Raw genomic sequence first — 22,836 nt, 5'->3', positions numbered from 1 at the left:
CGGCGGTCTCCCACTCGCAACCAACCTCCGGCGCAGCACATGACCCCAGAGCCCATCGACCTCGACTGGACGCGGATCGACGCCGTCTTCCTCGACATGGACGGCACCCTGCTGGACCTGCACTTCGACAACCACTTCTGGCTCGAGCACATGCCCCGGCGCTATGCCGAGGCGCGCGGCATCCCGGTGGCGACGGCCAGGGCCGAGCTGCACGCCCGCTATCACGATCTCGCCGGCACCATCGAGTGGTACTGTCTCGATCACTGGAGCCGCGAACTCGGTCTCGACGTCGCCCTGCTCAAGCGCGAGGTCGAGCACCTGATCGCGGTGCACCCGCGGGTGGTCGAGTTTCTCGAACTGCTCGCCGCGCGCGGCAGGCGCCGGGTGCTGGTCACCAACGCCCACCAGCGCGCGCTCGCGCTCAAGCTCGAACGCACCCGTCTCGCCGGTCACTTCGAGCACATCATCTGCGCCCATGACCTCGGCGCGGTCAAGGAGACACCGGGATTCTGGTCGCGGGTGCAGACCATCGAACCCTTCGACCCGGCGCGCACTCTGTTCGTCGACGACAACCCGCAGGTGCTGCACGCGGCGCGCGACTACGGCTTCGGCTGGCTACTCGCCGTCGGCGCACCCGATTCACGCGCCGCGCCGCGCCGCGTCGAGGACTTCGCCACCATCACCGACTTCGGGCAGCTGATCCCCGGACTGGACGTGGCTCAGTCGACCGGCTCGATCTCCTCGGGCTTGGGCGACTGAACGCCTGTCTCCTGACTGGTTGAGGGCTTGCGTCGACGCCGCCGACGCCTCTTGCGCGGGGCCTCGGCCTGACCGGCATCGGTCTCGGTGGGCGGCTGGGGGGCGGGATCGGGGGCGGGATCGGTGAGGGCACAGGCGGCCGGGGCGTCCGAGACCTTGGTCGAACGCCGTCGACGCGGGCGCGGCGGCTGCGCCGACAACTCGCTCGAGGCGTCCTGGGTCGAGCCCTCGCCCGCCGCGCCCGGCTCGGTGGATCTCGGTCGCGCGCCGCGTCTGCGCCCGTCGCGTTCGCCGTGGCCGCGCTCACCACGCTCGCCGGAACGGCGCCCATCGCGACGCGCGCGCTCGGGACGCAAGCGGCTGCCGGGATCGACCTCGGCGAGCAGGCTCGGATCAACCGGCTCGACGGTGATCTTGGCGTCGATGAAGGACTCGATGTCGGGCAGACAGAAGGCATAGGTCTCGCAGACGAAGCCCACGGCATCGCCCGCAGCACCGGCACGCGCGGTGCGCCCGACGCGGTGGACATAGTCCTCCGGGTCCTCGGGCAGGTCGAAGTTGACCACGTGGGTGACGTCGGGGATGTGCAGCCCGCGTGCGGCCACGTCGGTGCCGACCAGCACCGGCAGCGAACCCTCGGTGAACTCGCGCAGCAGGCGCAACCGCTGTTTCTGCGGGACGTCACCGGAGAGCACGGCGGTGTTGATGCCGTTGCCCTGCAGATAGCCCCAGACGCGATCGGCCTCGCGCTTGGTGTTGACGAAGACGATGATCCGCGCATCGCCCTCGAGCCAGCCGCGCGCCAACCCGATCAGCAGCGGGATCTTCTCCTCGTTGGCGGTCATGTAACAGCACTGGCGCACCCGGTCGGCGGTGACCTGCTCGGTCTCGATCTTGATCAGACGCGGCTGGTTCATGTGCTCGTAGGCCAGCTCGGTGACCCGGTAGGAGAGCGTGGCCGAGAACAGCAGCCCCTGGCGCGACTCGGGCGGCGGCATCCGTCGCAGCAGGAAGCGGATGTCCTTGATGAAACCGAGATCGAACATGCGATCGGCCTCGTCGAGCACCACCACTTCGATGCCGCGCAGGTCGAACACCCGCTGCTTGAAGTAGTCGATCAACCGTCCCGGGGTGCCGATGAGGATGTCGACGCCCGCGGCCAGCTCATCGCGCTGCTTCTGGTAGCCGGTGCCGCCATAGGCCAACCCCAGACGCAAGCCGGTGTGAGCGCCGAGCACCAGCGCGTCCTTGTGGATCTGTACCGCCAGCTCGCGGGTCGGGGCGAGGATCAACGCCCGCGGTCGACAGACGGTGTCGGCGGCGTCGCGCGGCTCGGTGGGATGGCTGAGCAACCGCTGCATGGTCGCGAGCAGGAAGGCGGCGGTCTTGCCGGTGCCAGTCTGCGCCTGACCGGCGATGTCATGCCCCTCCAGGGCGATCGGCAGGGTCTCGGCCTGGATCGGTGTACAGTGGGTGAAACCGGTCTCGGCGAGACCCGCGAGGATCCGCGGATCAAGCGCCAGCGAGTCGAGGCGCGTCTGGGAGAGGTGTGTGTCTGTCATGACGTTTCGGGTATCCCTGAGCTGCAGACCTCGCGGGCGGGCAAGGCTTGCAAATTCTCTTCGCTTTGGATCAAATAGCATCTTACCCAAGGGCCCATATCAACGCCAATTCGCCCGCCCGCTCCACAGCCGACCCGCGCGACGCCTCAACGGCGAGTTCTCACGCCCTTCACCACACGAATTCAACGGGAGACGACTCCAGTGAGCGACAGCATCGTCCACGTGACCGATGACACCTTCGAGGAGGAGGTGCTGAAATCCTCCAAGCCGGTGCTCCTAGACTACTGGGCCGACTGGTGCGGTCCGTGCAAGATGATTGCCCCGGTCCTCGATGAGATCGCAAGCGAGTACGGCAAGGACCTCAAGGTCGCCAAGCTCAACATCGACGACAACCCCAACACCCCTCCCCGTTACGGCATCCGCGGCATCCCCACGCTGATGCTGTTCAAGGATGGCGAGGTCGAGGCGACCAAGGTGGGCGCCGTCTCCAAGTCGCAGCTGACCGCCTTCATCGACAGCAACCTCTGACACCCGGCAACCAACCAGCGCGCGGCGAGGCGCCCGTGCGTTCGAGGCGATCGACTTTCTAATTTCCACGGGGCGTCCGCCCGGACGCCCCCTCTCCGGTGGGCTGCCGTCCTGCAGCCGCATCCTCTCGCGACACCGATCCTTCTCGCGGGGCGCTGCCCACCAGCCACGACCTCTGTCTTTAACGATAACCGTGATGAATCTAACCGAACTCAAGAAGACGCCTGTACCCGAGCTGGTTGCCCTTGCCCAATCGATGGACATCGAGGGTGTCGGACGCTCTCGCAAGCAGGACCTGATCTTCGCCATCCTCAAGGCACAGGCCAAGCGTGGCGAGGACATCTACGGCGACGGCGTGCTCGAGATCCTGCAGGACGGATTCGGGTTCCTGCGCTCGGCCGACGCCTCCTATCTCGCTGGCCCCGACGACATCTATGTCTCCCCCAGCCAGATTCGTCGCTTCGCGCTGCGCACCGGCGACACCATCTCGGGCAAGATCCGTCCGCCCAAGGACGGCGAGCGCTACTTCGCCCTGCTCAAGGTCTCGGACATCAACTTCGATCGCCCCGAGAACGCCAAGTCGAAGATCCTGTTCGAGAACTTCACCCCGCTGTTCGCTCAGGAGCGGCTCACCCTCGAGGTCGGCAACGGCAGCACCGAGGACATCACCGCCCGCACCATCGACCTGGTCGCCCCCATCGGCAAGGGTCAGCGCGGCCTCATCGTCTCGCCGCCCAAGGCCGGTAAGACCATGATGCTGCAGAACATCGCCCAGTCGATCGGTCACAACCACCCCGATTGCTACCTGATCGTGCTGCTCATCGACGAGCGCCCGGAAGAGGTCACCGAGATGGCCCGCTCGGTGCGTGGCGAGGTCATCTCCTCGACCTTCGACGAGCCGGCCACGCGTCACGTCCAGGTCGCCGAGATGGTGATCGAGAAGGCCAAGCGACTAGTCGAGCACAAGAAGGACGTGGTTATCCTGCTCGACTCCATCACCCGTCTGGCGCGCGCCTACAACACCGTGGTGCCCTCCTCGGGCAAGGTGCTCACCGGTGGTGTCGACGCCAACGCGCTGCAGCGCCCCAAGCGCTTCTTCGGCGCCGCGCGCAACGTCGAGGAAGGCGGCAGCCTCACCATCATCGCCACCGCGCTGGTCGACACCGGCTCGCGCATGGACGACGTGATCTACGAGGAGTTCAAAGGCACCGGCAACATGGAGATCCACATGGATCGCCGCATCGCCGAGCGCCGTATCTTCCCGGCGATCAACATCAACCGCTCCGGCACCCGCCGCGAGGAGTTGCTGATGGGCCCGGCGGAACTGCAGAAGATGTGGATCCTGCGCAAGATCCTGCACCCGATGGATGAACTGGCGGCCATGGAGTTCCTCTTCGACAAGCTCAAGGCGACCAAGACCAACGACGAGTTCTTCTCCTCGATGAAGGGCTGAACGACCGCAGCTCGCCCCGAGTACGCCAGGCGCGCGGCGTCACCGTCGCGCCATCGCCCGCGCGTCCGCCACATCCCGCACCGCCCCATCTCTCCCCCTGCTCCGTCATCAGACATACCGCGCCGACGGACGCCAGGGCACGGATCCCGAAAAGACATCGCCCCGGCCCGGCACGAGGCCGAACCGGGGCGATGGAGATGCCCGCCGAACCCGCCCCCCCGCGCGTCCGGCGAAACAACTCAGTTGGTGCCGACTCGGCTCAGCACCTCGAGTACCGCGGCATCGACCAAGCCATTGGCCGGCAGCTCACGCACCCGCTGGAAGACCTTCAGCGCCTCGCGCGTGCGCGGACCGAAGTTACCGTCGACGCCACCGGCATAGACGCCCAGCTCACGCAGCGCGGCCTGCACGTCACGTCGCTGCTGAAGGCTCAGTTCGCGATCGAAGGCCTCGGCGTCAACCACCTCGACTGCCGCCTCGACTGCCTCGACCTGCTCGCTCACCGCTTCCTCGACGGCCGACGCACCGACCTCCAGAGGACGCGCCTCGACCCAGATCACCGCGTCCTGCGACAGCTCCTTGCCCTCGTGCTCCTTGTCGGGACCGCTACCGAGGCAGGCGAACCCCCACATTCCGGGCGTCGGGATGCCGAAGGTAAAGCGCCCGTCGCCGTCGGTGATGGCGACGATCGCGGTGGCCGGCACCGTACCCAGGGTGTCCTCGCCGAAGGCGTTGGCGTCCATGTCGATCTCGGTGTTGATGTACTCGATCTCGCACTCGGCGCCGGCCACCGGCTGACCGTCGGCGAGCAGCTGACCGGTGAAGGTGCCACCGGCGAACACCTGATAGGGCTTGTTCAGCGGCACGATCTCGGTGGGCAGGCCGAGCGGCTCGTTCCAGTTGGTGGGCATCGCGCCCTTGTTCAGGTAGGACTTGGTGATCTGCTGGATATAGATGTCCTCGCTCCCCTCGTAATAGGGCGCGGGCACCACAGCGAAGACATAGTCACCGTTGCGACGGACCTTGTAGGTCGCCTGATAGGCCTTGGCCTGATTGTGAGCACCCTGCCAGGTGATCGGCTGCAACGCGTCCTTGAGATCGATGCGCTGATCCTTGAACTGGACGAAGAAATCGAGCGGCTCGCCCATGTCCATGGCGTGGCCGTTCTCCATCGGGTGCCCGAACACCAGCTTGAGATCGACCTCGGCCGGCGACTCGAGCATGGTCTCGGGAGTGTAGAGCAGCTGGAAGTGCGCCTGGGCGGCGCCGGCGCCGAGACCGAGTGCGGCGGTCGAGGCAATGAGTGCGAGAGGAGTCTTCATCATCGTGGGTAGGGTTCCGGTGTCAGAAAGCGGGATGCTGTGTCCAGCGCGGCGATCGGGGGCCGACGCGGCGGCCTTTACTCGACGATGTCCTCGCCGTCGATCTCGATCTCGTGACCGGGACCGGCGTCGAACACCACCTTGTACTCGCCATCGGGCTTGTCGAACTCGAACTCGCTGTCCTCGGTCATCTCCCCCTCAATGACGGCATTGCCGCCGGCATCGAGCACGCGGATCGCCACCCCGGAGGCAGAGGAGCCATCGGAGAATCCGCCCTCGCAGAAGACGGTACCGTCACCGTTGTCGTAGCAGGAGCACAGCGGCGTGTGGGCCAGGGCCGGGGTGGCGACCAGGGTGGCTGCAAGCAGCGTCAGTGGCGGCAGGATCTTGCGCATCGAACTCTCCAGATTGCGATTTTCGTCGTCGCCGGGATCGGCATCCCGGTCGATTCGGGGCGCGAGAAACCTTACCCCAAGAGGACATAATCGCGCAAACGCTAATCTTTATCATTTGCGCTATGGCATCAATAAGTCTAGAATTCCGCCTTCAGCCCGCTCGTACTGCTCAAGGCCTCGCCATGCCGAACCGACCGAACTGCCCCCACCGCACCCTCAACGACATGCATCCCGGCCATCGCGCGCGCATCCGTCGTCACCACGCCCGTGGCGCCGTGCGCCAGCGCCTCATGGACCTGGGACTGATGCCGAACGTCGAGGTGGTGCTGGTGCGCAGCGCGCCACTGAACGACCCCATCGAACTGCAGTTGGAGGCGACCAACGTCACCCTGCGCCGTCAGGAGGCAGCCACCATCGAGGTCGGCGACGATGACTGAGCGCAGAGACCTGCTGGTCGCCCTCGCCGGTCAGCAGAACGCCGGCAAGTCGACCCTGTTCAACGCCCTCACCGGGGCGCGCCAGCACGTCGCCAACTACCCCGGGGTGACGGTCGACAAGAAGTACGGCCAGTACGGCGACACCGAGGGCCGGGTACGCATCGTCGACCTGCCCGGCACCTACAGCCTGACCTCCTTCTCGCTGGAGGAACGGGTGGCGCGCGACTTCCTCATCCAGGAGCGCCCGGACGTCGTCGTCAACGTGGTCGACGGCTCCAACCTGCGCCGTTCGCTGCACCTCACCCTGCAGCTCCAGGAGATGGAGCTGCCGTTGGTGCTGGCGCTGAACATGATGGACGTCGCCGCCGGGCGCGGGCTGGAGATCGACCCGCAGCGCCTGGCCGCACGACTCGATGTCCCGGTGATCCCCACCGTCGGGCGCAAGGCCGAGGGGCGCGAGGCGCTGCGCGGGGCGATTCGCGCGCGTGCGTGCGATCACCGCGAGACCGCCGCCGCGGTCGACTACGGCGAGCTGGAACCGGCGATCGGCGCACTCGTCGAGCACACGACCACCACCCCGGAGCTGGCCGCCGTGCCCGCGCGCTGGCTCGCGCTCAAGCTGCTCGAGGACGACGCCCAGGCGCAGCGTCAGCTGCGCGAGCGTCTGCCCGCACCACAGGCCGAGGCCCTGCTCCAGGAGGCGGCGCGGCGGCGCCGCGACTTCGAGACCCAGGCGCGACTCGATGTCGCCGACCATCTCGCGGCCTGTCGCGACCAGAGCGTCGGGCAACTGCTCGAGGGCGTGGTCGAGCGACGCGAGGACCGTCCGCGCACCACCCTGACCGAGCGCATCGACCGCGTGTTGCTCAACCGTCTCGCCGCGCCGGCCTTCCTGGTGCTCACCGTGTTCCTGATCTATCAGGTGGCGATCGTCTGGGGCTACGAGCTGACCAACTACACCTGGCCGCTGCTCGCCGGGATGCGCGAGCTGGTCGCCGGGGTACTGCCCGATGCCGGCTTCCTGGTCGATCCCTACACCCGCGCGCTCGGGCTGTGGCTGGTCGACTCGGCCAACACCCTGCTCAACTATGTGCCGATCTTCCTCATCCTCTTCGCGCTGATCGCGGTGCTCGAGGACTCGGGCTACATGGCGCGCATCGCCTTCATCCTCGACAAGGTGCTGCACCGCTTCGGGCTGCACGGCCAGAGTACCCTGCCCTTCATCCTCGCCGGGGTATTCGCCGGCGGCTGTGCGGTGCCCGGGGTGATGGCCACCAAGGGCATCCCCGACAACCGCGCACGGATGGCCACCATCCTCACCGTGCCCTTCATGAACTGTCTGGCCAAGGTGCCGCTCTACACCCTGCTGCTCGGGATCTTCTTCGTCGAGCACAAGGCGCTGATGATGTTCTACATCTCGACCATGACCATCATCTTCGCGCTGCTGGTGGCCAAGCTGCTCACCCGTACCGTACTGCGCGGCGAGGAGACCTCCCCCTTCGTCATGGAGTTGCCGGCCTATCACCTGCCGACCCTCGGTGGCGTGCTGCGTCGCGCCATCGATCGCACCTGGCTCTACATCAAGAAGGTCGGCACCATCGTCATCGCGGTGGCAGTGGTGGTCTTCACCCTGCTGCACCTGCCCGGACTCTCCGACACCCGCATGGCCGACTTCGAGGAGCGCGGTCGCGCGGCGGTGAGCAACTTCGAGCAGGCGATGGCGGGCAACGCCTATGACTGGGTCGCCAGCCCCGAGCACATCACCCCGCTGCTCAACTATTACAACGACTACAAGCGCGCCAAGCTCAATGCCTCCGGGGCCGAGGGCTCACGCGCGGTCAAGGCACGCTTCGAGCGACGCAACCCCGACTACTTCCCGCTGGTCGCGCCGCCCAAGGGCGATCGCGACGCCCGCCAAGCGAGCCGGCAGCTGCGCAAGCTCAGCTCGGCGCGCAAGTCGCTGCGCCGCGAGATGAAGGAGGAGCGCATCACCAGCTCGATCCTCGGCATCATCGGGCGCGGCATGGAGCCGGTGACCCAGTTCGCCGGCTTCGACTGGAAGATCAACGTCGCCCTGCTCTCCTCCTTCGCCGCGCGCGAGAGCAGCGTCGCCACCCTCGGGGTGCTGTTCCAGCAGGACGAGGACCAGAACGCCACGCTCGAGCAACGCATGGGCGAGGAGACCCGCGCCGGCGGCGCCACCGCACTCACCGCGGTGGCGGTGATCCTGTTCTTCGCGCTCTACCCGCCCTGTCTCGCCACCACGGTGATGGTCAAGGTCCAGACCGGCTCCTACAAGTGGATGCTGTTCTCGATCGTCTTCCCGACACTGCTCGGGCTCGGTGTGGCCAGCGCGGTCTACACCATCGGTATCGTCACCGGCTCCTCGGGGATCGAGATGATGAGCTGGACCTACTTCGGCGCGCTCGCGCTGCTGTTGCTGCTCGGGTTGTTCACCGGGCCGGGCCGGAGACGCCCCGTCGCCCTGACCACCGCACCCGAACACGGCTGACCGGGGGCCGGGGCCGCGCCCCGGCCGCCCCCATTCGCAGACCACGGAGCACCGCATGCAAGAGACCGCAACCGACAGCAGCGCCGCGACGGTGGTCGCCGCCGGCAACGCGCTCGGCTGGGCCGACAGCCTCATCCCGCTGATCGCGCTCGGCGCAGCGCTCTACTATCTCTACCGCACCCTGTGGGCCAACCGCGGTCGCTGTGGCGGCTGCTCGGGCAAGGGCAAGGGTGGCGGCTGCGCCACCACCGCGCCGCCCCGGGTGACACCACCACGCATCGGCCAGGGCCGTCGCTGAGCGCCCTCCCAAGGATGAGCGACACCGCCATCGAGGTCTCCGGCCTCACCCACCACTATGGGCGCCGCACCCTCTATCGCGACCTCGAGTTCCGCGTCCCACGCGGCAAGGTCGTCGCCCTGCTGGGCAAGAACGGGGTCGGCAAGACCACCCTGATCCGGCTGCTGATGGGCTTCCAGCGCCCCGCCGGCGGTCATTGCCGGGTGCTCGGCGAGGACTCGCACGCGCTCTCCCCGGCCACCCGGGCACGGATCGGACTGCTGTTCGAGGGCCACCTGGCCTACGACTTCATGACCATCGAGCAGATCGAGCGCTTCTATCGCCCGTTCTACCCGAACTGGCGTCATGAACGTTACTACGACCTGGTCGATCGCATGCAGCTGCCGCGCGACCACCGCATCGCCAACATGTCGTGCGGTCAGCGCTCACAGGTGGTCCTCGGGCTGATCTTTGCCCAAGACCCCGAGCTGATGATCCTCGACGACTACTCGATGGGGCTCGACGCCGGTTACCGACGGCTGTTCCTCGACTATCTGGCGCGCTATCTCGACGCGGGCGAGCGCACCGTCTTTCTCACCTCGCACGTGGTGCAGGACATGGAGGAATTGGTCGACGAGGTGATCTTTCTGCAACGCGGCGGCGAGCTGCTGCAGATGCCGCTGGCCGACTTCCGTCGCGACTTCCGCTGCTTCGCGCTCACCCCCGGCGAACAACCGCCACCGCCCACCGACCGGTTGATCCGTAACCTCGACCTGCACGGCCGCCAACCGCGTCTCTACAGCTTCGCCGAACGCGACCGAATCGCGGCTCGGCTGGCCGAGCAGTGGCCCGGTGCGCGGCTCGGCGAGGTGCTGCCGATGACGCTCGAGGACGCCTTCATCGGATTGACCGGGAAGTACTGACATGCTCCGCGCCATCGTTCTCAAGGAATGGCTGAAGCTGCGCTGGGTGTGGGTCGCCGCGCTGCTGATCCATCTCGCGCTACTCGCCCAGCTGCTGCTCGCACTGCGCCACCAGTTCCGCATCGAACACTCGGAGATGGTCTGGTACTGGGCCTTCGAGCTGCGCCGTCTGCTCCATACCCAGCTGCAGTACCTGCCCGCGATCACCGGCGCGGCGCTCGCCGTCGCCCAGTTCGGGCCGGAGATGCTCGCCGGGCGGCTGCGGCTGTCGCTACACCTGCCGCTGCGCACCGAGCTGCTGGTGCTCGCCTGGGTCGGTATCGGTGCCGCGCTCGGCGGCGCACTGGCACTGCTCGACGCCGCCGCGCTCTATACCCTGGTCGGGCTGTGGTTCCCGCACGAGGCGGCGTTCAGCGCCCTGCTCACCGCCCTGCCCTGGCTGCTCGGCGGCTGGGTCGCCTATCTCGCCACCACCCTGGCGCTGCTGGAGCCGGTGCCTGGCCGGCGCCTGATCAACCTCGCACTCGGGGCCGCGCTGCTCGCGCTGCTCTATCGCCACCAGGGTTATCAGGAATACGACCGCATCCTGCCCTGGCTGACGGGGGCCTCGCTGTTGCTGCTGCCGGCCGTCGTACTGCCCGTCCACCGCTATCGTCACCGGAATTGAGTCGATGACCGCCAGACTCGCCCGCTGGGCACTCCTCCTGCTCACCGTCTTTCTGCTCGCGGTGTGGCTGCCCCAGCTCCACGGGCTGCTCGCCGAGCAGCGTCTCGGCAAGACCCGGCTGTTCTACAGCCCGGTGATCGAGCGTTTCGTCTATACCGAACAACTCGGCCCCGGCCACCAGTTCGTCTATCGCGACGAGAACGGCACCGACTACGATCGCCGCACCTTCGAGACCCTGATCCCCTTCATCTACTACAAGAACATGGAGCTGTGGGGACGCCTGCCGCTGGCGTTGGCCGGTCAGCGCTTCGACCGCGAGACGATCGTCGCCGAGCGTCAGGTGCTCGAACTCAAACCACGCGAGCTGCCGGAGCACGCCCCGCGCATCGCGCTCTACCCGCTGCTGGAGTCGAACCCGGGGCGGGCACGGCTGCGCTTCCCCGAGAACGTGGTGCGTCCCGGCAACGAGCTGACCTTCATCGACAGCGACCACAACCGCCGCGACCCGGAACTCAGCGAGCGCTTCACCAACACCCTGGCCGAGGCCGGTTTTCGCTTCCCGGTACAGGCGACCTTCGCTCGGGTGTCGATCCTCAAGGCCTTCGACGCCGGTCACTTCCTGCTCGACGCGCAGGGCGCGCTGTTCCATCTACGTCGGGTCGACGGCCAGCCCCGGGTGGACCGGGTGCCGCTTCCCGTCGGGGTCGAGATCCGTCATCTCAAGGTGACCGAGAACAAGCGCCGCGAGATCCTCGGCATCCTGCTCACCCGCGACGACCGTCTGCTGCTGCTGCGCGAGGCCGACTACGGACTGGTTCCGCTCGAGCTGCCCGGCTACCAGCCCGACCGGATGGCACTGAAGATCCTCTTCGACCCACTCCACCGCACCGCGATCTACAGCGATCAACAACAGATCCAGGCCGTGGTCATGGATCACCAGTGGCAACCGATCGCCAGCCACCGGCGCGCGATGACGACACACCGCGAGGGAGTCGGCGAGCGGATCTGGGAGGCCCTGGTCCCCTTCGAGCTGGCGCTGCACGATCCCGATCAGCGCTACCTGCAACTCATGCCACGACCACACGGACCGAGTGCGCTCTTCGGCATCGGTCTCGCGCTGCTACTCACCCTCGTCCGACTGAAACGACACCGCCCCCAACCGGCCCAGGCCGGCGCCGAGCTGCTGCTGGTCGGTCTCACCGGTCTCTACGGGCTGGCGGCGCTGCTGCTGATCCCCGGGCCTCCCAGTCGAGCGCACTGAGGGCGGCACGCTCTCAAGGTCTGCGGTGTGCCGATCGTGATGACGGTCGAGCGCCGTCATCACGACCAGGTCACAGCTTTTAAATGATAACGAATATCATTTCCTATCAAATGGTATCATCGAACCATTCCCGATGACCTGACAGCCCTCGATGCAGCTCAAGATCGGCGCCCGGATCATGTGCGCCCAGACCCTCACCCTCGGCCTCGGCAGCGCCCTCTTCGGTCCGCTGATCATGGGCGCCGAGCAGCTCGGTCCACTGCTGGTGTTCGCGCTGATGACCCTGGTCACCGCCTTCACCCTCAACCCACTGCTGCTGCCCTGGATCTGTCTGCGCGATCTGCACCAGATCGGCAACGCACTCGAGGGACTCAAGCGTGGCAACTACGCCGTCCCTCTGCCGACGGCCGAGCAGCCACACGACCCCGACGACGAGAACGAGCTCAACCGGCTCAAGCGCGAGATCCTGTGGATGCGACGCGCCATCGAGCAGCGCGAGCGCGATATCGGCAGCCAGGCCGAGCGTATCCGCGCGCTCAATGCCGAGCTGCGCATCGAGGCGGTCACCGACAAGCTCACCGGGCTCTACAACGCGCGTTTCTTCTGGGAGCGGATCGCCGACTGCTTCGAGCACCATCATCGCAGCGGCGAGCCCTTCACCTTCGCCATCCTCGACATCGACCACTTCAAGCGGATCAACGACACCTACGGCCATCTCGGTGGCGACCGGGTGCTCGCGCGACTCGCCGGCATCCTCCGCGCCGACACCCGCACCGACGACGTACTGGCACGGATCGGCGGCGAGGAGTTCGCGCTGATCATGCACCGCATCTCCCCCGAGGACGCCTGCGCCCGACTGGCGCAACTGCGCGCGCGACTGCACCGCGACCCGATCCGGCTCAATGCCTGCACCCATATCCAGGTGACCGTCAGCATCGGCTACACCGTGGTCGGCGAGCAGCAGCCGCAACCCCAGTTCGCACCACCCCGCGACCCACAGGAGATCGTCAAGCGCGCCGACGACGCCCTCTACTGGATCAAGGCCAACGGGCGCAACGGCTGCATCGCCTGGAGTGAACTCGACCCCCACTACCGCAAGCAGCGACAGACACTGCTACACTGCGAGACCAGACGTTCGCCCTGCCCCTCCGCCGACAACCGACACGACGGCAACACCGCGCACCAGCCAACCCTCCCATGTCTCGGCGCCCATCCGCAGAATCCGTCCACTTCAGCGTCGGCGACGAACTCGGCGGACTCGAACGACTAAGCGCGAACTACCTTCACCAGCGTTTCTCACGTCATGCCCATGCCGGCTACAGCATCGCCCTGGTCGAGCGCGGCACCGAGGCCTTCTTCAACGCCGGCGCCGATCATCTCGCCCCGACCGACAGCATCATCCTGGTCAACGCCGACACCATCCACACCGGACACGCCGCCACCGCCGGAGGCTGGGCCTATCGCGCACTCTACCCCACGCCCGAGCAGTTCGAGCAGGTCTGGAGCGCACTCGGCCAGGCAGGTCGCCGCGCCCCCTGGTTCCGCTCCCCCGTGGTGCATGATCCCGCGCTGGCGCAGCGGCTGCGGCTGCTCTTCGCGCTGCTCGAGCAGTCCACCGATCGGCTCGCACGCGACACCGCACTCCACGACACTCTCGCACAACTGATGCGAACCCATGCCGGCATGCGCACCACGCCGGGCGCGTTACCCGCCGAGCGCGGGCTGGCGAGGGTTCGTGACCGGCTCGCACAGACCCCCGAGGCGGAACTCCCGCTCGCCGAGCTGGCCCGACTCGCCGACTGCAGCCCCGCGCACCTGGTACGCGGTTTCCACCGTCGCTACGGCCTGCCACCGCACGCCTATCAGATCCAGGTCAGGCTCAGGCGGGCCGCCGCGCTGCTGCGCCAGGGCGCGACGATCGGCGCGGCGGCCTGCGCCGCAGGCTTCCACGACCAGAGTCACCTGCACCGCCACTTCAAGCGCGCCCGCGGCATCACCCCGGGGCAGTATCTGGCCCAGTACCGCGCAAGAACGTACAAGACGCCGCCGCCGCGCGAGCGCTAGGCTCGAGCGCTCCACGGCAACGCCAGAAACCGCATGAACGCAGCACCACTCCCCCACCCCGGCAGACGTCTCGCGCGCGGCGCGGTGGCGATCGCGCCACTCTGTCTGGCAGTCGTTCCCTGGGGACTGCTCGCCGGCTCCTATGCCGTCAGCGCCGGACTCTCGCCACTGGAGGGACAGGCGCTGTCGCTGATCCTGTTCGCCGGCGCGGTCCAGCTGGTGGTGATCGGCATGGGCCAGGACGGCGCCTCGCTCGCCGCCATGCTGCTGGCCACCGCCTTCATCACCGCCCGACACCTGCTCTACGGTCTCAGCCTGCGTGACCGGGTCGGCACGCTGCCGCTGCGCTGGCGCCTGCCGCTGGGCTTTCTCCTCACCGACGAGCTGTTTGCCGTCTGCACCCGTCACGACGCCCCCGCCTTCGACCGCTGGTACATGCTCGGCGCCGGACTGGTCTTCTATCTGGTGTGGAACCTGGCCACCCTGGTCGGGGTAGTGATGGGCGAGACCCTGCCCGGGATCGAGGGTCTGGGGTTGGAGTTCGCGGTGGCGGCGACCTTCATCGCCATCGTCGTGCCCAACCTGATCGACCGAGCACTGTGGGTCGCGGCGCTGAGCGCACTGGTGGTGGCGGTGCTCGCCGCCCATCTGGGGCTTCCCGGCGGCCTGGTGCTCGCCGCGCTGGCGGGGATGGGCGCGGGCTATGTCACCGAGCAGGTGGCGCCATGAGCCTGTTCGATCTGCTCGCCCTCACCCTGGTGATCTTCGCCAGCCGCTATCTGTTCCTCGAACCGGCGCTGCCGCTGCGGCTCAACCGCCATCTGCGCGGCATGCTGCGCTATGCCGGCCCGGCGGTGCTCACCGCGATCTGGGGCCCGGTGGTGTTCATCCACGGCGAGCCCGGCCGGTTCGCCCTCGCCCTCCCCGAGCTCGCCGCCGCCACCCTGGCCGCGCTGCTCGCCTGGCGCACCCACCGGGTGCTGCTCACCGTCACCCTGAGCATGGCGCTCTACTTCCTATTGCGGCTGTGGTAGCGACAGGCGCTCAGCCCGCCAGCCACAGGATCAGCGCATAGCGTGCGCCCTTGCCGAGCGCGACCAGCGGCAGAAACAGGCGCAGCGGCACCCGCATCACCCCGGCGACCAGGGTCAGGGCGTCACCGACCAGCGGCGCCCAGGCAAACAGCAGGGTCCACACCCCGTAGCGGGCGAAGCGTGTCTGCGCGGCGGCGATCTGCGCCGGGGTGAAGTGGAACCAGCGCCGCCCCTGAAAACGCAACAGCGCCCGCCCCAGCCACCAGTTGAGCAACGACCCCAGGGTGTTGCCGAGGGTGGCGACGAGCAGCAGCAGCCAGGGCGTGGCCCCGGCCTGCAACAGCGCATAGAGGGTAACTTCGGAGGAGGCCGGCAACAGGGTCGCGGCAAGGAAGGCCGAGACGAAGAGCAGCAGATAGCCTGCGATCACGACGCGATCAGTCGCGATAGAGCCCGATGGCGTCGAGACAGAGTTCGGCCTCGAAGGCCCGACCGATGGCGACCACGCCGAGCCGGGTCAGCCGACGCGGGTCGAGCGGACGATCGATACGGTGCGGCCTGAACGCGGCGAAGGGCAGATGGCAGGTGCGCCACACCGGGGTCGCGGTGAATCCCGCGCGATAGGACTGCCAGGGGTGGTGCAGCGCGTCGCTCTTGAGATGGAGGTTGTAATCCTCACCGTTGCCGCGCACCCGCAGCCAGACCCCGGTGAAGTCACCGGCATCCAGCGTCCCCGACGCGGCAAGCGGCAGCAACAGCTGGAGGAAACCACCACCCTCGGCCAGGCTCACCGCGCCGCGCATGCACAGCACCCGCCGACCGTCCGCCTCGCCGTACCAGTGAGCGCCCTGCGAGCGCCCGCCCATCACCTGATCGGCGACCAGCCGCCAGCGGGTGCCGAGACACGAACGGCCATCGGCGGCACCGAAGTCGTCGATCAGCCGCTCGCGCACAGTGCCGAGCGCAGCGCATCGACGAGCACCGCGTTCTCCTCCGGGGTACCGACGGTGATGCGCAGACAGTCGGCGAGGGCCGGATCGCTGCCGTCGAGGTTCTTCACCAGCACGCCGCGCTCGCACAGCGCCGAGAACAGACCACCGGCGCGCCCCCTGGGGGTACGCACGAGGATGAAGTTGGCCTCGCTCGGATAGGGGTGCAGGCCGTCGAGCGTGGCGAGCGCCGCGAACAGCCGCGCGCGTTCCTCGCGGATCGCCCGGGTCTGGGCGTCGAACAGCGCCTTGTGACGCAGCGCAAACACCGCCGAGACCTGGGTGAGGACGTTGATGTTGTAGGGCAGCCGGGTCTTGTCGATCTGCGACAGCCAGTCGCGCGGCCCCACCAGATAGCCCAGACGCAGCCCGGCCAGCCCCATCTTCGAGACGGTGCGCATCACCAGCAGATTGGGCCAGTCGCCGAGCAGACCGAGGAAGCTGGTGTCGGTGAAGGGCGCATAGGCCTCGTCGACCACCACCAGGCCGGGGGCGGCCTCGATGATGCGCACCATGTCCTCGGAGTCGAAGCGGTTGCCGGTGGGGTTGTTGGGATAGGCGAGGAAGATCAGTGCCGGGCGCTCACGCTCGATCGCTGCGAGCACCGCCGGCAGGTCGATGGCGAAGTCGGCGCGCAGCGGCACCCCGACGTACTCCATGCCCGCGCACTGGGCGATCTGACGGTACATCACGAACCCCGGATCGAGCGACAGCAGCCGCCGTCCGGGGCCGCCGACGGTCATCGCCAGCATCTGGATGAGTTCGTCGGAGCCGTTGCCGAGCAACAGCTCGAACTCGGGGCCGATCCCCATGGTCTCGCGCAGCGCCGTGTGCAGCGCCTCGCCGTTGGGGTCGGGATAGCGATTGAGGTCGAGCCCGCGCAGGGTCTCGAGCCATTCCGCCTTCAACTCATCGGGCCAGCCGTAGGGATTTTCCATCGCGTCGAGCTTGATCATCCCGTCCGCCGCCGCGACCCGATAGGCCGGTATGGCCTGGATCTCGGGGCGGACCAACGCATCGATCACCGTGGTCATGTCACGCCACCAGAGGCTATTCGGCGGCGTCCTCGCCGCGATACTCGGCCGAGCGCGCGTGCGCGGTCAGGCCCTCGCCACGCGCCAGCACCGAGGCGGTGCGCGAGAGCGTGGCGGCACCAGCGGCCGAGGCCATGATCAGGCTCGAGCGCTTCTGGAAGTCGTAGACCCCCAGCGGCGAGGAGAAGCGCGCGGTACGCGAGGTCGGCAGCACGTGATTGGGGCCGGCGCAGTAGTCACCCAGGGCCTCGGCGGTATAGCGACCCATGAAGATGGCGCCGGCGTGACGGATGCGCCCGACCACCGCCTGCGGATCGGCCAGCGACAGCTCGAGGTGCTCGGGGGCGATCTGGTTGGCCACCGCGATGGCGTCGTCGAGGTCACGCGCGGCGATCAGCGCACCCCGGGCGCGCAGCGCGGTGGCGATGATCTCGGCGCGCTCCATGGTCGGCAGCAGCCGCTCGATGCTAGCCGCCACGCGGTCGAGGAAGTCGCGGTCCCAGCTCACCAGGATCGACTGCGCATCCTCGTCGTGCTCGGCCTGGGAGAAGAGGTCCATGGCGATCCAGTCGGGATCGGTGTGGCCGTCGCACACCACCAGGATCTCGGAGGGACCGGCGACCATGTCGATACCGACCTGGCCGAACACCGCACGCTTGGCGGTGGCGACATAGATGTTGCCGGGGCCGACGACCTTGTCGACCGGCGGTACCGACTCGGTGCCGTAGGCGAGCGCGGCCACCGCCTGGGCGCCACCGATGGCGAAGGCGCGATCGACCCCGGCGACATACGCGGCGGCGAGCACCAGCTCGTTGAGTTCGCCATCCGGGGTCGGCACCACCATGATCAGCTCGGCGACCCCGGCGACCTTGGCCGGGATGGCGTTCATCAGCACCGAGGAGGGATAGGCCGCCTTGCCGCCGGGGACGTAGAGCCCGGCGCGATCGAGCGGCGTGACCTGCTGACCGAGCAGGGTGCCGTCGGCCTCCTCGAAGCTCCACGATTCGACGCGCTGGTGCTCGGCATAGGCACGGATGCGCGCGGCGGCCTGCTCCAGCGCCTCGCGCTGCGCTGCGGGGATACGCTCCCAGGCGGTGGCCAGACGCGCACGCGGGATCTCCAGGTCGGCGGCGGCGGCCGGCGACCAGCGGTCGAAACGAGCGGTGTAATCGATCAGCGCCGCGTCGCCGCGCGCGCGCACCTCGCGGATGATCTCGGCGACCGTCTGCTGGACGCGATCGTCGGAGACCGACTCCCAGGCCAGGAGGCCGTCGAGCCGCTCCCGGTAGTCGGCGTCGGTGGTGTCAAGACGTTGGATCTCGGTCACGGATGTCACTCCCGGTCCGTCGCCACGGACCCCATAGGATTCAGTTCTGGTTGTCCGCCAGCGCCTCGCGCAGGCTCTCGAGCAGCCCATTGACCGCGGCATGCTTCATCTTCCAGGCGGCCTTGTTGACCACCAGCCGCGAGCTGATGTCGCTGATGTGCTCGAGCGGCACCAGACCATTGGCCTTGAGCGTGTTGCCGCTCTCGACGAGGTCGACGATGCGATCGGCCAACCCGACCAGCGGGGCCAGCTCCATCGAGCCGTAGAGCTTGATGATGTCGACCTGCTCGCCCTTGGCGGCGTAATAGCGCTCGGCGCTGCGCACATACTTGGTGGCAATGCGCATGCGCCGGTTGGTCGGCGGCGCGCTGTCGGGCAGCCCGGCGACCATCAGCCGGCAGCGGGCGATGCGCAGGTCGAGTGGCTCGTAGAGCCCCTCGCCGCCGTGCTCGAGCAGCACGTCCTTGCCGGCGACGCCGAGATCGGCGGCGCCGTACTGGACATAGGTGGGGACGTCACTGGCGCGGATGATGACGAACTTCACCCGCGCGTCCGTGGTCTCGAGGATCAGCTTGCGGCTGCGCTCCGGATCATCCAGCGGATGGATCCCGGCATGGGCCAGCAGCGGCAGGGTCTGCTCGAAGATACGGCCCTTGGACAGGGCGATGGTCAGGGGGGTGTTCGCTGTCATGGTGTCGCGATCCTAGTCCGCGCCCGAGGTCCGCCGCAGATCGGCGCCCAGGGCGTGCAGCTTTGCTTCGATGTTGTCATACCCGCGATCGAGGTGGTAGAGGCGATCGACCAGGGTCTCGCCCTCGGCCACCAGACCGGCCAGTACCAGACCGGCCGAGGCGCGCAGATCGGTGGCCATCACCGGCGCGGCGGTCAGCCGACCGACCCCGCGACAGATCGCGGTGTTGCCCTCGATACGGATCTCGGCGCCCATCCGCTCGAGTTCGGGGACGTGCATGAAGCGGTTCTCGAAGATGGTCTCGGTGACCGTGCCGACCCCCTCGGCGATGCTGTTGAGGGCACAGAACTGGGCCTGCATGTCGGTCGGGAAACCGGGGTGTGGGGCGGTATGGATGTCGACCGCGCGCGGGCGCCGACCGTGCATGTCGAGAGCGATCCAGTCCTCGCCGGTCGTGACCTCGGCGCCGGCCTCGCGCAGCTTCTGTACCACCGCGTCGAGCGCCTCGGGACAGGTCCGCTCGACCCGCACCCGCCCCCCGGTCATCGCCGCGGCGACCAGGAAGGTGCCGGTCTCGATACGATCGGGCATCACCCGATGGGTGCCGCCGCCGAGCCGCTCGACACCCTGGATGCGGATGCGGTCGCTGCCGGCGCCCTCGACGCGCGCCCCCAGGGTATTGAGGAAGGCGCCGAGATCGGCCACCTCGGGCTCGCGCGCGGCGTTCTCGATCACCGTCTCGCCCTCGGCCAGGGCGGCGGCCATCATCAGGTTCTCGGTGCCGGTGACCGAGACCATCTCCATCACCAGCCGCGCACCGCGCAACCGAGACGCGCGGGCGCGGATATAGCCGCCCTCGACGGTGATCTCGGCGCCCATCGCGCGCAGCCCCTCGATGTGCAGGTTGACCGGACGGGCGCCGATGGCGCAGCCGCCGGGCAAGGAGACATCGGCACGACCATAGCGCGCGAGCAGCGGCCCGAGCACCAGGATCGAGGCACGCATGGTCTTGACCAGCTCGTAGGGCGCGGCGAAGTCGTGCAGCGCGCGCGGCTCGACCTCGACCCGATCGCCCTCGCGACGCAGCGCCGCACCCATCCGCCCCAGCAGCTCCAGGGTGGTGGCGATATCGCGCAGGCGCGGGATATTGGTCAAGGTCACCGGCGCGTCGGCCAGCAGGGTAGCGGCGAGGATCGGCAGCGCCGCGTTCTTCGCCCCCGAGGTCTGGACCACGCCATCGAGTCTGGCCCCACCGGTAATCAGCAGCTTGTCCATGGTCTCGGCGAACCCCTGAGGGACGAAGACGCTCGCGCCCGCCCCCTCACTCTGTTTCGATCGCGACGGACACGCCGCCGCCGGCCCAGGATCGAGCATCACTCCAGCATCCACCACAGACTCCCCGTCAGCTCGATCGTGCCGCCGCCGGGGTGGTCGAGACCGGCAACAACTCCAGGATGTTCGAAAAGGCCGCGATCCGCCGCAGCGAATCGGGAAGATTGGCATAGCTCAGCGCGACGCCGCGCGCCCGGGCGAGGTCGAGCCACTCGAGCAGCAGCGCCAGCCCGGCGCTGTTAGCCGCGCGGACCCCGTCGAGGTCGACCTCGACGGACGCGGACACGCCCAGCAGCGCCTCGCCCTCGCGCGTCAGCCGACTGACCGTGGCGAGATCGAGTACGCCGTCGAGACGCCAGCGACCCGGCCCGGTCTCGCTCAGGCGAGTGGCGCTCATTCGCGCCCCTTGAGGTTCATGTCCTCGAGCCGGGCGATCAGCCCGTCGATCCCGGAGCGCCGGATCTCGGTGGCGAAGTCGCTGCGATAGTTGCCGACCAGGCTGGCGTTGCTGATCACCACGTCATAGACCTTCCAGCCGGAGCCGCCGTCGTACATACGGTAGTCGACCGGAATCGGCGAACCGCCCGACTGCTGCACCTCGGTGGCGACTGTCACCCTGTTCGGGCGCGAACTCGGACGCACCGGCAGATAGCGGATCTCCTCGCCCGAATAGCTCAGCAGCGAGCGGGCATAGGTGCGGATCAGCACCTGCTTGAAGCTGTCGACCAAACGCTGGCGCTGCGCCTGACTGGCCTCGCGCCAATAGCGACCGACCGCGCCCTGGGTGATGCGCACGAAGTCGAAATGGGGCGCGACCTGGTCCTCGAGCAGACCATAGATCAGGCTCGGATCGCGCTCGATCTCGGCGCGGCGCTGCTCGAGGGTGTCGAGCATACGCATGGTAGTGCGCTCGACCAGGGCGGTGGCCGACTCCTGGGCCGCGCTCGCCAGACCACTGCCGAGGCTCGCCAGCACCAGGGTCACCAGCAATAGAAAATGACGTTGCCGCAACATCAGCCGTCTCCGCTTGCCTTGCTGAATAGGAATTGTCCGATCATCTGCTCGAGGATCATCGCCGACTGGGTCTGCATGATCTCGTCGCCGTCGCCCAGCACATCGGGGCTGCCACCGGGCTCGAGCGCAACGTATTGCTCACCGAGCAGCCCGGAGGTGAAGACGTTGGCGAAGGTGTCCATCGGCAGGTTGTCGACCGCCGAGTCGATACGCAGCGTCACCACCGCCTCGAAGGTGCGGGGATCGAAGGCCACCGCCTCCACGCGACCGACCCGCACCCCAGCCATGCTCACCGGCGCACGCGCCTTGAGGCTGCCGACGTTGGCAAAGCGTGCGGTGAGCCGATAGCCCTCGTCGACCCCGGCGAGATTGAGGTTGCTGACCTGCATCGCGAGGAAGAACAGGGCGACGAAGCCGGCGACCATGAAGGCCCCGACCAGGATCTCGATGTTGCGTTGTCTTGCCATCTCATCAGCCTCCGAACATCAACGCGGTGAGCACGAAATCGAGCCCGAGCACGGCCAGCGCGCCATGCACCACGGTACGGGTGGTCGCGCGGCTCACGCCTTCGGAGGTCGGGCTGCAGTCATAGCCCTGGAACAGCGCGATCCAGGTCACCACCACGCCGAACACCAGCGACTTGATGACACCGTTGACCACGTCCTCGCGAAAATCGACCGCCGACTGCATCTGGCTCCAGAAGGCGCCAGCGTCGACGCCAAGCAGCCCGATGCCGACGAAATAGCCGCCGATCACGCCGACGGCACTGAACACCGCCGCCAGCAGCGGCATCGCCAACACCCCGCCGAACAACCGCGGCACCAGGATCCGGCGCACCGGATCGACGGCCATCAGCTCCAGGCCGGCGAGCTGCTCGGTGGCCTTCATCAGGCCGATCTCGGCGGTCAGCGCCGAGCCCGCGCGACCGGCCACCAACAGCGCGGTGACCACCGGGCCGAGCTCACGCACCAGCGAGGCGGCGACCATCAGCCCCAGGCTCTCGGCGGCGCCGAAGCGAGCCAGCACATAGTAGCCCTGCAGCGCCAGCACCATGCCGACGAACAACCCGGAGACGCCGACGATCAGCATCGAGAGCACGCCGACGTTGTAGACCTGTGCGATCAGCAGCCGCGGCCGGCGCAGCACCTCACCGATGCCGAGCACCATCGCCAGCAGCAGCCGGTGGGCGCGTCCGAAGCGCGCCAGGGCATCGAGCCCACCGCGACCGAGTCGCGCCAGGGGATCGAACAACATC

General features: G+C 68.0%; 26 protein-coding genes. 13 read left to right on the top strand and 13 right to left on the bottom strand.

The genetic code is table 11. From position 1 onward, the window contains the following. Nucleotides 1-39 precede the first annotated feature (39 nt). Nucleotides 40-759, top strand: coding sequence for a GMP/IMP nucleotidase (gene yrfG, locus MARPU_RS01830; RefSeq protein ID WP_005224455.1), 720 nt, complete (start codon nt 40-42; stop codon nt 757-759). Here yrfG and MARPU_RS01825 read toward each other — a convergent pair. Continuing rightward, nucleotides 720-2,321: a DEAD/DEAH box helicase gene (locus MARPU_RS01825; protein WP_005224456.1), complete on the bottom strand. Its 1,602-nt coding sequence runs from the start codon at nt 2,319-2,321 to the stop codon at nt 720-722. The two genes, yrfG and MARPU_RS01825, sit on opposite strands and share 40 nt — an antisense overlap. A gap of 201 nt (nt 2,322-2,522) precedes the next feature. On the opposite strand from MARPU_RS01825, the gene trxA reads away from it, so the two are divergent. Beyond that, nucleotides 2,523-2,849, top strand: coding sequence for a thioredoxin TrxA (gene trxA, locus MARPU_RS01820; RefSeq protein WP_005224457.1), 327 nt, complete (start codon nt 2,523-2,525; stop codon nt 2,847-2,849). A 196-nt stretch (nt 2,850-3,045) separates the two neighbouring features. Continuing rightward, nucleotides 3,046-4,302, top strand: coding sequence for a transcription termination factor Rho (rho, locus tag MARPU_RS01815; RefSeq protein WP_005224458.1), 1,257 nt, complete (start codon nt 3,046-3,048; stop codon nt 4,300-4,302). A gap of 239 nt (nt 4,303-4,541) precedes the next feature. On the opposite strand, the gene MARPU_RS01810 is transcribed toward rho, so the two are convergent. After that, nucleotides 4,542-5,627 carry a DUF4198 domain-containing protein gene (locus MARPU_RS01810; RefSeq protein WP_005224459.1) on the bottom strand — a complete coding sequence of 362 codons (1,086 nt, stop codon included), beginning with the start codon at nt 5,625-5,627 and terminating at the stop codon, nt 4,542-4,544. A gap of 74 nt (nt 5,628-5,701) precedes the next feature. After that, the gene (locus MARPU_RS01805; RefSeq protein ID WP_005224460.1) at nt 5,702-6,019 is read right to left on the bottom strand and encodes a hypothetical protein; all 318 of its coding nucleotides are present in this window, start codon (nt 6,017-6,019) and stop codon (nt 5,702-5,704) included. Between the two features lie 182 nt (nt 6,020-6,201). Between MARPU_RS01805 and MARPU_RS01800 the strand changes: the two genes are divergently transcribed. The 10 genes from MARPU_RS01800 (at nt 6,202) to MARPU_RS01755 (ending at nt 15,194) form a co-directional block, all read left to right on the top strand. Then, nucleotides 6,202-6,456 (top strand): FeoA family protein, encoded by a 255-nt coding sequence (locus MARPU_RS01800; protein WP_005224461.1) that lies wholly within the window; start codon nt 6,202-6,204, stop codon nt 6,454-6,456. Further along, nucleotides 6,449-8,968 (top strand): ferrous iron transport protein B, encoded by a 2,520-nt coding sequence (gene feoB, locus MARPU_RS01795; RefSeq protein WP_005224462.1) that lies wholly within the window; start codon nt 6,449-6,451, stop codon nt 8,966-8,968. Before MARPU_RS01800 ends, feoB begins: the two co-directional genes overlap by 8 nt. Nucleotides 8,969-9,023: 55 nt before the next feature. Then, entirely contained in the window at nt 9,024-9,266 is a 243-nt protein-coding gene (locus MARPU_RS01790) for a hypothetical protein (protein WP_005224463.1), read from the top strand. Nucleotides 9,267-9,280: 14 nt separating this feature from the next. Beyond that, complete coding sequence (locus MARPU_RS01785; protein ID WP_005224464.1) at nt 9,281-10,168, top strand: ABC transporter ATP-binding protein; 888 nt, start codon at nt 9,281-9,283, stop codon at nt 10,166-10,168. Nucleotide 10,169: 1 nt separating this feature from the next. Continuing rightward, entirely contained in the window at nt 10,170-10,835 is a 666-nt protein-coding gene (locus MARPU_RS01780; RefSeq protein WP_005224465.1) for a hypothetical protein, read from the top strand. Nucleotides 10,836-10,839: 4 nt separating this feature from the next. Then, entirely contained in the window at nt 10,840-12,096 is a 1,257-nt protein-coding gene (locus MARPU_RS01775) for a DUF4857 domain-containing protein (protein ID WP_005224466.1), read from the top strand. Between the two features lie 151 nt (nt 12,097-12,247). Then, nucleotides 12,248-13,366 carry a GGDEF domain-containing protein gene (locus MARPU_RS01770; RefSeq protein ID WP_005224467.1) on the top strand — a complete coding sequence of 373 codons (1,119 nt, stop codon included), beginning with the start codon at nt 12,248-12,250 and terminating at the stop codon, nt 13,364-13,366. Next, nucleotides 13,294-14,160 (top strand): AraC family transcriptional regulator, encoded by an 867-nt coding sequence (locus MARPU_RS01765; RefSeq protein WP_025275062.1) that lies wholly within the window; start codon nt 13,294-13,296, stop codon nt 14,158-14,160. The genes MARPU_RS01770 and MARPU_RS01765 overlap by 73 nt, the downstream gene beginning before the upstream one ends. 33 nt (nt 14,161-14,193) lie before the next feature. Next, nucleotides 14,194-14,889 (top strand): AzlC family ABC transporter permease, encoded by a 696-nt coding sequence (locus MARPU_RS01760; RefSeq protein ID WP_005224468.1) that lies wholly within the window; start codon nt 14,194-14,196, stop codon nt 14,887-14,889. Further along, the gene (locus MARPU_RS01755; RefSeq protein WP_005224469.1) at nt 14,886-15,194 is read left to right on the top strand and encodes an AzlD domain-containing protein; all 309 of its coding nucleotides are present in this window, start codon (nt 14,886-14,888) and stop codon (nt 15,192-15,194) included. Before MARPU_RS01760 ends, MARPU_RS01755 begins: the two co-directional genes overlap by 4 nt. A 10-nt stretch (nt 15,195-15,204) precedes the next feature. Here MARPU_RS01755 and MARPU_RS01750 read toward each other — a convergent pair whose 3' ends face one another. The 10 genes from MARPU_RS01750 to mlaE form a co-directional block, all read right to left on the bottom strand. Continuing rightward, on the bottom strand, nt 15,205-15,624 hold the full coding sequence (locus MARPU_RS01750; RefSeq protein WP_005224470.1) for a YqaA family protein: 420 nt from the start codon (nt 15,622-15,624) through the stop codon (nt 15,205-15,207). Between the two features lie 7 nt (nt 15,625-15,631). Beyond that, nucleotides 15,632-16,147 carry a CIA30 family protein gene (locus MARPU_RS01745; RefSeq protein ID WP_005224471.1) on the bottom strand — a complete coding sequence of 172 codons (516 nt, stop codon included), beginning with the start codon at nt 16,145-16,147 and terminating at the stop codon, nt 15,632-15,634. Beyond that, complete coding sequence (gene hisC, locus MARPU_RS01740; protein WP_005224472.1) at nt 16,132-17,217, bottom strand: histidinol-phosphate transaminase; 1,086 nt, start codon at nt 17,215-17,217, stop codon at nt 16,132-16,134. Before hisC ends, MARPU_RS01745 begins: the two co-directional genes overlap by 16 nt. 16 nt (nt 17,218-17,233) lie before the next feature. Beyond that, nucleotides 17,234-18,544, bottom strand: coding sequence for a histidinol dehydrogenase (hisD, locus tag MARPU_RS01735; protein ID WP_005224473.1), 1,311 nt, complete (start codon nt 18,542-18,544; stop codon nt 17,234-17,236). A gap of 40 nt (nt 18,545-18,584) precedes the next feature. Further along, on the bottom strand, nt 18,585-19,235 hold the full coding sequence (gene hisG / locus MARPU_RS01730) for an ATP phosphoribosyltransferase (RefSeq protein WP_005224474.1): 651 nt from the start codon (nt 19,233-19,235) through the stop codon (nt 18,585-18,587). 12 nt (nt 19,236-19,247) lie between these two features. After that, nucleotides 19,248-20,510 carry a UDP-N-acetylglucosamine 1-carboxyvinyltransferase gene (gene murA / locus MARPU_RS01725; protein WP_025275061.1) on the bottom strand — a complete coding sequence of 421 codons (1,263 nt, stop codon included), beginning with the start codon at nt 20,508-20,510 and terminating at the stop codon, nt 19,248-19,250. A 127-nt stretch (nt 20,511-20,637) separates the two neighbouring features. Next, the gene (locus tag MARPU_RS01720; protein WP_005224476.1) at nt 20,638-20,964 is read right to left on the bottom strand and encodes an STAS domain-containing protein; all 327 of its coding nucleotides are present in this window, start codon (nt 20,962-20,964) and stop codon (nt 20,638-20,640) included. After that, nucleotides 20,961-21,581, bottom strand: coding sequence for an MlaC/ttg2D family ABC transporter substrate-binding protein (locus MARPU_RS01715; RefSeq protein ID WP_005224477.1), 621 nt, complete (start codon nt 21,579-21,581; stop codon nt 20,961-20,963). Before MARPU_RS01715 ends, MARPU_RS01720 begins: the two co-directional genes overlap by 4 nt. Beyond that, nucleotides 21,581-22,048, bottom strand: a complete 468-nt coding sequence (mlaD, locus tag MARPU_RS01710) for an outer membrane lipid asymmetry maintenance protein MlaD (RefSeq protein ID WP_005224478.1) — start codon at nt 22,046-22,048, stop codon at nt 21,581-21,583. The genes MARPU_RS01715 and mlaD overlap by 1 nt, the downstream gene beginning before the upstream one ends. A 4-nt stretch (nt 22,049-22,052) precedes the next feature. Then, nucleotides 22,053-22,835 (bottom strand): lipid asymmetry maintenance ABC transporter permease subunit MlaE, encoded by a 783-nt coding sequence (mlaE, locus tag MARPU_RS01705; protein WP_005224479.1) that lies wholly within the window; start codon nt 22,833-22,835, stop codon nt 22,053-22,055. Nucleotide 22,836: the final 1 nt, after the last annotated feature.

The sequence above is a fragment of the Marichromatium purpuratum 984 genome (assembly GCF_000224005.2).
GTDB lineage: Bacteria > Pseudomonadota > Gammaproteobacteria > Chromatiales > Chromatiaceae > Marichromatium > Marichromatium purpuratum.
The sequence above is the reverse complement of the archived record's forward strand: the minus strand, read 5'-3'. Positions and strand labels throughout refer to the sequence as shown.